The sequence below is a fragment of the Streptomyces sp. NPDC057307 genome, assembly GCF_042667665.1.
Taxonomy (GTDB): Bacteria; Actinomycetota; Actinomycetes; order Streptomycetales; family Streptomycetaceae; genus Streptomyces.
In genome coordinates, this window is the sequence record NZ_JBHUZM010000012.1 from 1 (window position 1) to 12,304 (window position 12,304).

At 70.1% G+C, this 12,304-nt stretch carries 12 protein-coding genes; 6 read left to right on the forward strand and 6 right to left on the reverse strand.

The window, feature by feature from the left end:
• Positions 1-46 precede the first annotated feature (46 nt).
• The 6 genes from ACFUN8_RS07355 to ACFUN8_RS07380 all read left to right on the forward strand — a co-directional run bounded on the left by ACFUN8_RS07355 (position 47) and on the right by ACFUN8_RS07380 (position 6,062).
• On the forward strand, positions 47-994 hold the full coding sequence (locus ACFUN8_RS07355) for a hypothetical protein (protein WP_383632830.1): 948 nt from the start codon (positions 47-49) through the stop codon (positions 992-994).
• Positions 995-1,016: 22 nt separating this feature from the next.
• Positions 1,017-1,598 carry a hypothetical protein gene (locus ACFUN8_RS07360; protein WP_383632833.1) on the forward strand — a complete coding sequence of 194 codons (582 nt, stop codon included), beginning with the start codon at positions 1,017-1,019 and terminating at the stop codon, positions 1,596-1,598.
• Between the two features lie 26 nt (positions 1,599-1,624).
• Entirely contained in the window at positions 1,625-2,998 is a 1,374-nt protein-coding gene (locus ACFUN8_RS07365) for a peptidoglycan-binding protein (RefSeq protein WP_383632836.1), read from the forward strand.
• Positions 2,995-3,693 carry an ABC transporter ATP-binding protein gene (locus ACFUN8_RS07370; RefSeq protein WP_383632839.1) on the forward strand — a complete coding sequence of 233 codons (699 nt, stop codon included), beginning with the start codon at positions 2,995-2,997 and terminating at the stop codon, positions 3,691-3,693. The genes ACFUN8_RS07365 and ACFUN8_RS07370 overlap by 4 nt, the downstream gene beginning before the upstream one ends.
• The gene (locus ACFUN8_RS07375) at positions 3,687-4,982 is read left to right on the forward strand and encodes an ABC transporter permease (RefSeq protein ID WP_383632842.1); all 1,296 of its coding nucleotides are present in this window, start codon (positions 3,687-3,689) and stop codon (positions 4,980-4,982) included. Before ACFUN8_RS07370 ends, ACFUN8_RS07375 begins: the two co-directional genes overlap by 7 nt.
• A 93-nt stretch (positions 4,983-5,075) precedes the next feature.
• Complete coding sequence (locus ACFUN8_RS07380; RefSeq protein ID WP_382565145.1) at positions 5,076-6,062, forward strand: sigma-70 family RNA polymerase sigma factor; 987 nt, start codon at positions 5,076-5,078, stop codon at positions 6,060-6,062.
• Here ACFUN8_RS07380 and ACFUN8_RS07385 read toward each other — a convergent pair.
• The 6 genes from ACFUN8_RS07385 to ACFUN8_RS07410 form a co-directional block, all read right to left on the reverse strand.
• On the reverse strand, positions 5,989-6,390 hold the full coding sequence (locus ACFUN8_RS07385; RefSeq protein WP_383632845.1) for an STAS domain-containing protein: 402 nt from the start codon (positions 6,388-6,390) through the stop codon (positions 5,989-5,991). The genes ACFUN8_RS07380 and ACFUN8_RS07385 overlap by 74 nt on opposite strands.
• 102 nt (positions 6,391-6,492) lie before the next feature.
• The gene (locus ACFUN8_RS07390; protein WP_383632848.1) at positions 6,493-7,770 is read right to left on the reverse strand and encodes a thymidine phosphorylase; all 1,278 of its coding nucleotides are present in this window, start codon (positions 7,768-7,770) and stop codon (positions 6,493-6,495) included.
• Positions 7,771-7,806: 36 nt separating this feature from the next.
• Complete coding sequence (locus ACFUN8_RS07395) at positions 7,807-8,217, reverse strand: cytidine deaminase (protein WP_383632851.1); 411 nt, start codon at positions 8,215-8,217, stop codon at positions 7,807-7,809.
• A complete protein-coding gene (locus tag ACFUN8_RS07400) occupies positions 8,214-9,479 on the reverse strand; it encodes an ABC transporter permease (RefSeq protein WP_383632854.1) in 1,266 nt (421 codons plus the stop codon). The genes ACFUN8_RS07395 and ACFUN8_RS07400 overlap by 4 nt, the downstream gene beginning before the upstream one ends.
• Positions 9,476-10,618, reverse strand: a complete 1,143-nt coding sequence (locus ACFUN8_RS07405) for an ABC transporter permease (protein ID WP_383632857.1) — start codon at positions 10,616-10,618, stop codon at positions 9,476-9,478. Before ACFUN8_RS07405 ends, ACFUN8_RS07400 begins: the two co-directional genes overlap by 4 nt.
• Positions 10,615-12,201 (reverse strand): ABC transporter ATP-binding protein, encoded by a 1,587-nt coding sequence (locus ACFUN8_RS07410; RefSeq protein WP_383633087.1) that lies wholly within the window; start codon positions 12,199-12,201, stop codon positions 10,615-10,617. The genes ACFUN8_RS07405 and ACFUN8_RS07410 overlap by 4 nt, the downstream gene beginning before the upstream one ends.
• Positions 12,202-12,304 lie beyond the last annotated feature (103 nt).

The window sequence follows — 12,304 nt, forward strand, 5'->3', positions numbered from 1 at the left end:
CGCCGGAGCCGATTCCGAACACCCTGGGAAAGGTCGGGTTCCGATCATGAAGTACAGCAAGTTCACGCGTGTTTCCTCCGCCCTCGTCTGCGCGGTGCTGCTGGCCGGCTGCGGGGCGTCGGAGGACGACGGAGGCGGCCCGCGTTCCGAAGAAGAGGCGTTGGCGGTTCCCGACCGGCTGACGGTGGCGGATCCGGCGGTGGTCGCGGCCTCCGACATTCCCGTGTTCCCGATAGAGAAGTACCTGCCGAAGGTGGGCGAGGACGCCCGGATCGTCGCCGCCTCGGGTGAGCTGATCAGGGAGTGCATGGCCGGGTTCGGATTCCGGTACGAGCCGCCCGCGCCCAGCCAGGAGACGCTGGACTCCGGGGAGAACGGGGCGAACAGGGCCCGCCGGTACGGGGTTTCGAGCGCTTCGTCCGCGGCGGTGAACGGCTTCCACCTGCCGCGGGACGGTCTCCGTGGTCCGCAGCCGCCCCCCGGGATCCCGCCGATGTCGGAGGCGGAGAACAAGGTCTTCATCGGCGATCAGGATCCCGCCACCGGTGTCCGGCCGGGTGACAAGGTGGCCGGCAAGGAGATTCCGGCCGGCGGGTGTTCGGGGGAGGCCCAGCGCCGGCTGAAGATCGAACCCCGCCAGCGGATGGCTGAGAAGATCAACAACGTCAGTTTCGCGCGTTCGCAGGAGAACGCTCAGGTGAAGAAGGCGCTCAAGGAGTGGTCCGCGTGCATGGGACGCGCCGGACACACCTACAAGACCCCGCTGGACGCACTCGACCGGCTCACGGGCGAGGCCCCCTCACCCGCCGAACTGTCCGCGGCCAAGGCGGATGTGAAGTGCAAGGACTCGGTGAATCTCGTCGGGATCTGGTTCGCCGTCGAGTCCGAGATCCAGGAGACGCTCATCGCACGCAACGAGGAAGTCCTGGCTCAGGACGGGACGTCGTTCGACGCACTCGTGCGCAGAGCCTCGGAAGAAATAGCGAAGTCGTAAGAGCGAAGTCGTAAGGGTAGGAATGGGTAAAGTCATCATATTCGGTCAGCTCTCCCCCCGGCGGACCGCGCCGGCGTGGATTGTCGCCGCGGCGCTCTGTCTCTCGCTCACCTCGGGCTGCACCGAGTCCGACGAGCCCGGCGACCGGCCCGCCGCCGGGGCCGCGGACCGGACCCCGCCGAATACCGCGGCGCCTTCACCCGCCGAGAGCCTGAACGACGGTCAGGTGGAGGCGGAACGGGTGAAGGACCTCGTGAGCGAGAAGCTCGACGTTCATCTCGCCGCGTACGGGGAGGGCACGACATCGCCCTGCCGGCCGAACGCGGCCGAATTGTTCAGCGAGACCTGTCTCGAAGCGGCGCGATCGATAGGTTCCGTCGCCCTGACGGCTCTCGACGAGATCGACGGCGACAAGGGGTTCGGAACCCTGCGCCGCGTCTCGCGGGCGACCGCGGACGCGTCCCGCGGATATACGGAGTCGGGCTGTTCCGCGAATCCTCAGGAAGCCACGGTCCGACAGCAGTGCGTGAGCCGTGGGGCGTTGCTCTCGCAGGCACCGGCGGATCTGCGTGACGGACTGCGTCTGGGGCTCGCGGGACAGTGACGCCAACAGCCGGAACGGGTGGGGAAATGACGGAAACAGCCGCTGAACCGGCGCCCCGGGGTGCCGTGTTCACCCGCAGGCGCAGATGGGTGGTGGGTACGGCCGCGGCGGCGGCGCTGCTGACGGCGGCCGGAGTCCTGGCCGCCGGGACGATCCGCTCGCCCGCCCAGGCGGTGGCCGACGCGGCGCCGCCGCCGGCGAGTCTGCTGACCGCCCCGGTGGAGTACCGGGTCCTCAAGGACTCCGTGATCCTTCGCGGCACGGTCACGGCCGAGCAGTCGGTCGAGGTGTCGGCCGAAGGCGGGCCGGAGGGGACCGCGGTCGTCACCCGGCTCCCGGTGAAGGCGGGCCGGCCGGTCAAGGCCGGGCAGGTGCTGCTGGAGGTGTCGGGCCGTCCCGTCATCGCGCTGGCGGGTTCACTCCCCATGTACCGGGACCTCAAGCCCGGCGGCAAGGGCGACGACGTGGCCCAACTCCAGTCCGCGCTCGCCTCCTTGGGCCACAGCACGGCCGGTGACGAGGCGGGGTACTTCGGCCGGCGCACCAAGACGGCGGTATCGGCGCTGTACGAATCCGTCGGCCACACCCCCCTGGCGGCCCGGCCCGACGGCGGACTCACCGTGGAACAGGCGGGCGACGAGGTGACCGCGGCCCGCAGGGCGCTGGAAGACCTGCCGGACACGGCCCCTTCCGTGCGACGCACACGGGCCACGGAGGATCTCGTCAAGGCCCAGGAGCGCCGCGACGAGATCGAGACTCTGTCCGGCCCCATGGTTCCCACGTCCGAACTGGTCTTCCTCAAGAGCTTTCCGGGCCGGGTGGCCGGCGTGAACACGCGTGTCGGGGCCAAGGCCGCCGGGACGGCGATGGTCGTGTCAGCGGGACGACTGGTCGTCAACGGCGTGCTCCAGCCGCACCAGAAGGGCCTGGTCCAGACGGAGCAGCCGGTCGAGATCCTGTCCGAGTCCACCGGTGCGGTGGCGCCCGGGACGGTGGCCTCGGTCGCGGACGTCATGGAGACGGAGAGCACGGAGGCCCCGGGTGACAGCGCCGCCGACGCGGCCACGGGTGAGCGCGGCTACCCGGTCGTCGTGAAGCCCGCCAAGGCACTGCGCTCCGACTTCGCCGGACAGGACGTCCGGCTGACGATCGAGGCCGCGTCCACCGGAAGCAAGGCGCTGGTCGTGCCCGTGTCCGCCGTCTCGGCGGGGGCGGACGGCAGGACCACCGTCACCGTGGTCACGCCCGGCGAAGGTCAGCGACGCGTACGGGTGACCACCGGCACATCGGGCGACGGTTACGTGGAGGTGCGCCCGGCGCCGGGACAGCGTCTCGCCGAAGGCCGGCGTGTCGTCGTCGGAGTCCGGGGCGCCGCCGACCCGGGGACGCGTGATCGATGAGTGAGCACCCGCCACCACCGGTGGTCGAACTGCGCGGCGTCGGCCTCACGTACCCCGGACCGCCACCGGTCGAGGCCCTCCATCCTTGCGATCTCACCGTGCGCCGCGGCGACTTCGTGACGGTCACCGGTCCGTCGGGCGCCGGAAAGTCCACCTTCCTCAACCTGGTGGGTCTGCTGGACACGCGGACGTGCGGTACGTATCTGCTCGACGGACTGGACACGGGCGCCCTCGGTGACGTGGACCGTACGGCCCTGCGCGGGCGGCGCATCGGTTTCGTCTTCCAATCCTTCCACCTGCTGAACTACCGGACGGCGGTGGAGAACGTGGCGCTGGCGCTCGTCTACCGGAAGAAGAAGCGCGCGGACCGGTTGGCGAGCGCGCGGGAGGCGCTCGCCCGCGTCGGCCTGGGACATCGGATGGACGCGCTGCCCACCACTCTGTCCGGCGGGGAGAAACAGCGCGTGGCCATAGCGCGCGCACTGGTCGGCGAGCCGTCCCTGCTGCTGTGCGACGAGCCGACCGGGAATCTGGACACCGCCACCGCTTCATCGATTCTCTCCCTCCTCGACGAGCTGAACGGGGCCGGTCTGACGTTGGTGGTCATCACGCACGACGCGGCGGTCGCACGGCGGGGCGGCCGCACCCTGGAGATCCGGGACGGGCGCATGACCGAGCAGGCGGTCGCATGCTGAGGCGGACCCGCGCGGCACGGCTGTTCCGGCGCACCCGGCTGTTCCGGCGCGCCCGGCTGTTCCGGCGCGCCGACCGCGTGGTGGAGCCCTCACGGTTGTCCTTCGTCGATGTGGTGGGCGAGAGCCTGGCCGGCATCACACAGCGCCCCGCCCGTTCCGTTCTCACCTCGGTGGGAACGGTCCTGGGAGTCGGCACGTTCGTGGCCGTGCTCGGCATCACCGCGACCGCGTCGTCGCAGATCGACAGCCGGTTCAACTCGCTCATGGCGACCGAGGTCTCGGTCGAGGACGTGTCCCGCGAGAGAACGGAGTTCGTGGAGCTCGCGTTTCCGCCGGACGCCGGCCGGCGCGTCGAAGGGCTGAACGGAGTCCGGGACGCGGGGGTGTACTGGACCGTCCAACTGCCCGCGCGGGACACCGTCCGTACGGCACCGGTCCACGCGGCGGACAACGGCGGACGGATCCAGGTGGTCGCCGCCTCACCGGGAGTCCTGGAGGCGGCCCGTCCCTCCGTCGCGGAGGGGCGCCTCTTCGACGACTGGCACGACTCGACGGGCCAGCGGGTCGCGGTACTCGGGGCGGCGACGGCGGCACGTCTGGGCATCACCACGCTCGAAACCCGGCCGGCGGTCTTCCTGGGCGACGAGGCGTTCAGCGTCGTGGGCATCATCGACGACGTACAGCGTGAGCCGGAGCTGCTGTTGTCGGTCGTGGTGCCCCCGAAGGCGTCCCTCGACATCTGGGGTCCGCCCAGAGGCAACGCGAAGATGCTCGTCGCCACCGACCTCGGGGCCGCGAAACAGGTCGCGTCGGAGATCCCACTCGCTCTCGACCCGGCCCACCCCGACTACTTCGAGGCCGTACCGCCTCCGGACCCGAGATCGCTGCGCACCGAGGTGACGAACGACCTGGACGACCTCTTCCTGCTGCTCGCCGGTGTCTGCCTGCTGATCGGTGCCGTGGGCATCGCCAACACCACACTGGTGTCGGTGATGGAGCGCACCGGGGAGATAGGGCTGCGCCGGACTCTCGGCGCGAGAGCGCGGCACATCAGCGTCCAGTTCCTCTGTGAGTCCTCGGTGTTGGGGACCCTGGGCGGGCTCGTCGGCTCGGCGCTCGGGGTGCTGGGCGTCGTCCTCGTCGCCGTTCTCCGGGACTGGACACCGGTCGTCCACCCGGGCACCGTGACCTCCGCCCCCGGCGTGGGCCTCGTCACCGGGCTGCTGGCCGGTCTCTACCCGGCCTGGCGGGCGAGCCGGGTCCAGCCCGTCGAAGCGCTGCGTCGTTGACCAGGCAGTTTTCCCCGGAGCGCACCGATTGTCAGTGGGCTGCGGTAGCTTCCGAAGGACTGGGTTCCAAGGGGGCTACTGGGGTGACCATCGATGAGTGATACAGCTACGACGCAGGATCTTGACTCCCGGCTGGAGAAACACAGGACGGAGCTGACCGGCTACTGCTACCGGATGCTGGGCTCCGCCTTCGAGGCCGAGGACGCCGTGCAGGACACGATGGTCCGGGCCTGGCGGAGCTTCGAGAAGTTCGAGGGCCGGTCGTCGCTGCGCTCGTGGCTCTACCGCATCGCGACGAACGTGTGCCTCGACATGCTGAACGCGGGCAATCGACGGGCCAGGCCGATGGATCTCACGGAGGCGACCCCGGTGTCGCAGGCGAAGCTGAACTCACGTCCGGAGGTCACCTGGCTGGAGCCGGTCCCCGACGGCCGCGTACTGCCCTCGGTGGTCGACCCGGCGGAGACGGCGGTGGAGCGGGAGACGATCCGGCTCGCCTTCGTCGCCGCGCTCCAGCATCTGCCGCCGAAGCAGCGCGCGGTGCTGATCCTGCGCGAGGTGCTGGCGTGGAAGGCGAGCGAGGTCGCCGAGCTGCTGGAGACGACGGTCGCGTCGGTCAACAGCGCGCTCCAGCGGGCCCGCGCGACGATCGCCGAGTCGGAACCGGCTTCGACCGACGCGTCGGACCCGCTCGACGAGGAGCAGAAAGCGCTCCTGGAGCGGTATGTGGCCGCGTTCGAGGGCTATGACATGAAGGCGCTGACCGCGCTCCTCCATGAGGACGCGACGCTCTCCATGCCCCCGTACGACCTGTGGCTGCGCGGGCACGACGACATCGTGGGCTGGATGCTCGGTGTCGGCGAGGTCTGCCGCGGTTCCCGGCTGGTGCCGACGGTCGCCAACGGCACGCCCGCGTTCGCGCACTACCACCCGAGCCCGGACGGCGACGGGTATGTGCCGTGGGCGCTCATGGTCATCGAGATCGAGGAGGGCAAGGTCACGGGCATCACCTCGTTCCTCGACACGGAACGGTGGTTCCCGCTGTTCGACCTCCCGGCCCGCCTGGAGAAGGACGCGTAGGAGGGTCGGGGCCCGTGTCGACCGGGCCGCCGTGGGCCTCGTCGGGCCGGACGATGTCCGTCAGGCCGACGAGGTCCAGCAACAGGAGCAGCTCGGGCCCCGCGCCCCGCAGCCGGATCCGGCAGCCGCGCCTGCGGGCGACGAGTTGCAGTCTGGCGAGGGCGTTCACGGTGGCCACGGTCGGCCGGCCGAGTGCGCCGACGTCGCAGACCGCGTCGGTGGCGTCGCTGTCTCTCAGCCGTGCGGCCAACTGGTCGCAGAGCTGGGGGACATCGGCCGCGGTGATCGGTCCGCGCAGGGCGAGGAGGATCGTCTTGGTGGCTTCCACACCCATTGAGACCGGCGCGCCCGCCGGAACTCATCGGGGTCCCCCGGACACGGTCCGTCGGTGGCCGTCCGTTCGGTGACCGTCCGTTCGGTGGCCGGTCCGTCAGCCGATGCGGTCCAGGACGATCGGGGGCGCCGTGAACGCCGTCCCGGCCGGCGCGATGTCGTACGCCCCCGTCAGCGACTCCAGCGCGTAGTCGAACTTCGAAGGGGTGTCGGTGTGCAGCGTGAGCAGCGGCTGCCCCGCCGTGACGGTGTCCCCCGGCTTGGCGTGCAGCTCGACGCCCGCGCCCGCCTGCACCACGTCCTCCTTGCGGGCGCGGCCCGCGCCCAGGCGCCACGCGGCGACGCCGACGTCGTACGCGTCGAGCCGGGTCAGCACCCCGGAGGACGGCGCGGTGATCACCTGGCGCTCGCGCGCCACCGGGAGCGCCGCGTCCGGGTCGCCGCCCTGGGCCGCGATCATCCGGCGCCAGACGTCCATGGCCGAGCCGTCGGCCAGGGCCTTGGCCGGGTCGGTGTCCGGCAGACCCGCCGCGTCGAGCATCTCGCGGGCCAGGGCCAGCGTCAGCTCGACCACGTCGGCCGGGCCGCCGCCCGCGAGGACCTCGACCGACTCACGTACCTCCAGGGCGTTGCCCGCGGTGAGACCGAGCGGGGTGGCCATGTCGGTGAGGAGCGCCACCGTGCGTACACCGTGGTCGGTGCCGAGGCCGACCATCGTGGCGGCCAGTTCGCGCGCGTCCTCGACGGTCTTCATGAACGCGCCGGAGCCGACCTTGACGTCCAGGACCAGTGAGCCGGTGCCCTCGGCGATCTTCTTGGACATGATCGAGGAGGCGATCAGCGGGATCGCCTCGACGGTGCCGGTGACGTCGCGGAGCGCGTACAGCTTCTTGTCGGCCGGGGCCAGCCCGTCACCGGCGGCGCAGATCACGGCGCCGGTGGACTCCAGGACGTCCAGCATCTGCGCGTTGGAGATCCGGGCGCGCCAGCCGGGGATGGACTCCAGCTTGTCGAGGGTGCCGCCGGTGTGGCCCAGGCCGCGCCCGCTGAGCTGCGGTACGGCCGCGCCGCACGCGGCGACCAGCGGGGCGAGCGGCAGCGTGATCTTGTCGCCGACGCCGCCCGTGGAGTGCTTGTCGGCGGTGGGGCGGGAGAGCGACGAGAAGTCCATGCGCTCGCCGGAGGCGATCATGGCGGCGGTCCAGCGGGCGATCTCCGTGCGGTTCATGCCGTTCAGCAGGATCGCCATGGCGAGGGCCGACATCTGCTCGTCGGCGACGTCACCGCGCGTGTAGGCGTCGATGACCCAGTCGATCTGCTCGGGGCTCAGCTCACCGCGGTCCCGCTTGGTGCGGATGACGGAGATGACGTCCATGGGGTTCCTTACAGCCGTGCGAGTGGGTGTTACGTGCTACGCGAGGTGCTGCGGGCCGAAGGCCTGGGGCAGCATCTCGGAGAGCGGGAGAACCCCCGCCGGGGTGTCGAGAAGCAGTCCGGGGCCGCCGAACTCGTACAGCAGCTGACGGCACCGGCCGCACGGCACCAGGAGCACGCCCGCGCCGTCCACGCAGGTGAAGTGCGTGAGCCGGCCGCCGCCCGTGGCGTGCAGCGCGGAGACGAGCCCGCACTCGGCGCACAGGCCGAGGCCGTACGAGGCGTTCTCCACGTTGCAGCCGGTGACGGTGCGGCCGTCGTCCGCCAGGGCGGCGGCGCCGACCGGGTACCCCGAATACGGCGCGTACGCACGGGACATGGCGTCCCGGGCCGCCGAGCGCAGGGTCTCCCAGTCGAAGTCGCCGCCTCCGGCGTCGAGGTCCGTCATGTGCCCTGGCCTCTTCGGTAGGTCATGCCGTTCGCCTTGGGCATCCGTAGCCGTTGCGCGGACAGTGCGAGGACGAGCAGCGTCGTCACGTACGGGGCGGCGTCCACGAACTGGCTGGGGACCTGGTCCGTCAGGGCGTACCAGGTGAACAGCAGCGCGGAGACGGCCGCCGAGATCGCGGCGGTGAGGTACTTGCGCTTGTAGAGCTGCCAGCCCACGACGAGCACCAGCAGGATCGCCAGCAGAAGCAGCATCGCGTGCACGTTCTCGGCGCCGCCGCGCAGCTTGAGGCTGTCGGTGAAGCCGAACAGGCCGGCGCCCATCGCCATGCCGCCGGGCATCCAGTTGCCGAAGATCATCGCGGCGAGTCCGATGTAGCCGCGGCCGCCGGTCTGGTTCTCCTGGTAGATGCCGGTGGCGACGATGGCCAGGAAGGCGCCGCCGAGTCCCGCGAGTCCGCCGGAGACGGTGACGGCGATGTACTTGTACTTGTAGACGTTCACGCCGAGCGTCTCGGCGGCGATCGGGTTCTCGCCGCAGGAGCGCAGCCGCAGTCCGAAGGACGTACGCCACAGCACCCACCAGGTGCCCGGGATCAGCAGCAGGGCGACGACCGTCAGCAGGGACAGGCCCGTCACCAGACCGCCGAGCACTCCGGCGATGTCGGAGATCAGGAACCAGTGTTTCTGTTGGAGATCCGCCAGCCCGTCCGCGAGTCCTGGAATGGTGATCTCGGTGATCGAGTCGATGCGTGGGGACTGCTTGGAGGAGCCGCCCGGTTCGTTGGCGAAGGTGAAGTTGGAGAGGTAGCGGGTGACGCCGACGGCGAGGATGTTGATGGCCACACCGGAGACGATGTGGTTGACGCCGAAGGTGACGGTGACGATCGCGTGCAGCAGGCCGCCGAGCGCCCCGCCCAGTATGCCGAACAGGACACCGACCCAGGGGCCCCACTGGAATCCGGCCCAGGCGCCGAACCAGGTGCCGAGGACCATCATCCCTTCGAGTCCGATGTTGATGACGCCGGCCCGTTCGGCCCACAGGCCGCCGAGTCCGGCGAGACCGATGGGTACGGCGAGTTCGAGCGCGCCGGCGACCTGTCCTACGGAGGTGATGTCCTCGGCGCCGCTGATCAGCCGGACCAGCGAGATCAGGGCCAGTCCGCCGGCGATGATCAGCAGAATGACGGGCAGGGTGAGCTTGCGCCGGCCGCCGCCCTTCTTGGGAGCCGCACTGGCTGCGGTAACGGTGCTGGTACTCACAGGGCAGCCCCCTTGGCACTCGTGGAATCGGCATCGGCGTCGGTCTGGATCGCGCCGCCGGCCGCGAGTTCTTCGCCGACCTTCCGCTGTTGGCGGCGGAGCCCGTAGCGGCGGACCAGTTCGTAACTGACCACGACCGAGATCACGATCAGGCCCTGCATGATCGTCGCGATCTCCTTCTCGTACCCGAACTGGTCGAGGGAGGCGGACGACTTGTCGAGGAAGGCGATCAGCAGCGCGCTGAACGCGATGCCGAGCGGATGGTTGCGGCCCAGCAGCGCGATCGTGATACCGGTGAAGCCGAGGCCGGTCGGGAAGTCGAGGCTGTAGGTGTGGCTGTCGCCCAGCAGGGTCGGCATACCGACCAGGCCGGCGACCGCGCCGGAGATCAGCATCGAGGTGAGGATCATCTTCTTGGCGTCGACTCCGGACGCCTGCGCGGCGCTCTCGCTCGCGCCGGTGGCGCGCAGGTCGAAGCCGAAGCGGGTGCGGCCGAGGACGAACCAGTAGATGACACCGCAGAGCGCGGCGACGAAGGTGAAGCCGTAGATCTCACCGGCCTCGGCGCCCATGGACAGCCCGGGGAACCAGCCGGACTCCGGGATCTCACCGGTCGTCAGGTTGTTGGAGCCGGGGGGCTGCTCACCGAAGTTCTTCGGCAGGATCAGCCAGGCGACGAGGCTGGTGGCGATCGAGTTGAGCATGATCGTGGAGACGACCTCGCTCACCCCGCGTGTGGTCTTGAGGATGCCCGCGATGCCGGACCAGAGGGCGCCGACGAGCATCGCCGTGATGACGATGAGGGCGATCTGGAACGGTCCGGGCAGATTCACGCTGGCACCGACGAGCGCCGCCATCATCGCGGCGAGGCGGTACTGGCCGTCGACCCCGATGTTGAAGAGGTTCATCCGGAAGCCGACGGCGACGGCGAGTGCGGCGAGATAGTACGTACCGGCCTGGTTGACGATCAGGACCTGTACGTCGACGTAGCTCGCCGACTCGAACATGATCCGGTACGGCTCCCACGGGTTGGTGCCCGAGGCGAGCAGCACCACCGTGGTGAGGACGATGGCGACGACCAGGGCGAGCACCGGGCCGGCCAGGCCCAGGATCAGCCGGTCCTTGTCGAACTTCTTCATCGGGCCTCGTCCTCCGGGGCTGCCTCAAGATGGCCGGTGGCGGCGCCGGTCATGGCGGTGCCCAGCTCCTCCGGGGTGATGGTGGCGGGATCCGCGTCGGCGACGAGTCTGCCGCGGTACATCACGCGCAGGGTGTCGGAGAGCCCGATCAGCTCGTCCAGGTCGGCGGAGATCAGCAGCACCGCGAGCCCGTCGCTGCGCGCGGCCTTGATCTGGTCCCAGATCTGGGCCTGCGCGCCGACGTCGACGCCGCGTGTGGGGTGGGCGGCGATCAGCAGCTTCGGGAGGTGGCTCATCTCGCGGCCGACGATCAGCTTCTGCTGGTTGCCGCCGGAGAGGGACGAGGCCGTGACGTCGATGCCGGGCGTACGGACGTCGTACTCGACCACGATGCGCCGGGTGTCGGCGCGGGCGGCCTTGGGGTCGAGGAGTCCGCGCCTGCTGTTGGGGCGCTCGGTGACATGGCCGAGGATGCGGTTCTCCCACAGCGGCGACTCCAGCAGCAGTCCGTGCCGGTGCCGGTCCTCGGGGATGTAGCCGATGCCGCTCTCGCGGCGCTCACGGGTGGGCGCGTGCGAGATGTCGGCGGTGTCGAGGGTGACCACGCCGCCGTCCGGGTCGCGCAGACCCATCAGCGTCTCGATCAGCTCGGTCTGGCCGTTGCCCTCGACGCCCGCGATGCCCAGGACCTCGCCGCGGTGGATGGTGAAGCCGATCTCGGAGAGGACCTCGCGTACGACGCCGTCGGAGTCGGTGGCGGTCAGCCTCAGGTCCGCGACGTCAAGAACCGGCACGTCGGTGACGGTCGACTCGCGGGTCTGGGGCGAGGGGAGTTCGCTGCCGACCATCAGTTCGGCGAGCTGTTTGGTGCTGGTGTTGGCGGGGTCGGCCGTGCCCACGGTCGTACCGCGCCGGATGACGGTGATGTCGTCGGCGACGGACAGCACCTCACCCAGCTTGTGCGAGATGAAGATGACGGTGAGGCCCTCGGCCTTGAGTTCCCGCAGGTTGTCGAAGAGGGCGTCGACCTCCTGCGGGACGAGGACCGCGGTGGGCTCGTCGAGGATGAGGATGCGGGCGCCTCGGTAGAGGACCTTGAGGATCTCCACGCGCTGGCGGTCGGCGACACCGAGGTCTTCGACGTAGACGTCGGGGCGGACTCCGAGGCCGTACGCCTCCGAGATCTCGTTGATCTTGTTCCGCGCCCCCTGCCCGATCCCGTACAGCTTCTCGCCCCCGAGGACGACGTTCTCCAGGACGGTCAGATTGTCGGCCAGCATGAAGTGCTGGTGCACCATGCCGATGCCGCGCGCGATGGCGTCGGCCGGGCTGTTGAAGGTGACCTGGTCGCCGTCGACGGTGATGGTCCCCTCGTCCGGCTTCTGCATGCCGTAGAGGATCTTCATCAGGGTCGACTTGCCGGCACCGTTCTCGCCCACGAGGGCGTGCACGGTGCCCTTGGTGATGGTGATGCCGATGTCGTGGTTGGCGACGACGCCGGGGAACCGCTTGGTGATGCCGTGCAGTTCTACGGCGGGCGGACTGCTGGACGCGTTGATGACGCACTCTCCTTGGCCGGACAGGACCGGAGGCGGGGCGGAGGGCAGGGCGGGGGTGAAGCTATCGCGCCGGAGGGGCGTCTACACGCGTAGCGCTGCCGAATCGTGAGCGTAGATCTTGCGGAGA

What these genes read in the sequence shown, in the direction of transcription:
- ACFUN8_RS07355 (WP_383632830.1), top strand. Translation starts at nt 47, where the DNA reads ATGAAGTACAGCAAGTTCACGCGTGTTTCCTCCGCCCTCGTCTGCGCG.
- ACFUN8_RS07360 (WP_383632833.1), top strand. Translation starts at nt 1,017, where the DNA reads ATGGGTAAAGTCATCATATTCGGTCAGCTCTCCCCCCGGCGGACCGCG.
- ACFUN8_RS07365 (WP_383632836.1), top strand. Translation starts at nt 1,625, where the DNA reads ATGACGGAAACAGCCGCTGAACCGGCGCCCCGGGGTGCCGTGTTCACC.
- ACFUN8_RS07370 (WP_383632839.1), top strand. Translation starts at nt 2,995, where the DNA reads ATGAGTGAGCACCCGCCACCACCGGTGGTCGAACTGCGCGGCGTCGGC.
- ACFUN8_RS07375 (WP_383632842.1), top strand. Translation starts at nt 3,687, where the DNA reads ATGCTGAGGCGGACCCGCGCGGCACGGCTGTTCCGGCGCACCCGGCTG.
- ACFUN8_RS07380 (WP_382565145.1), top strand. Translation starts at nt 5,076, where the DNA reads ATGAGTGATACAGCTACGACGCAGGATCTTGACTCCCGGCTGGAGAAA.
- ACFUN8_RS07390 (WP_383632848.1), bottom strand. Translation starts at nt 7,770, where the DNA reads ATGGACGTCATCTCCGTCATCCGCACCAAGCGGGACCGCGGTGAGCTG.
- ACFUN8_RS07395 (WP_383632851.1), bottom strand. Translation starts at nt 8,217, where the DNA reads ATGACGGACCTCGACGCCGGAGGCGGCGACTTCGACTGGGAGACCCTG.
- ACFUN8_RS07405 (WP_383632857.1), bottom strand. Translation starts at nt 10,618, where the DNA reads ATGAAGAAGTTCGACAAGGACCGGCTGATCCTGGGCCTGGCCGGCCCG.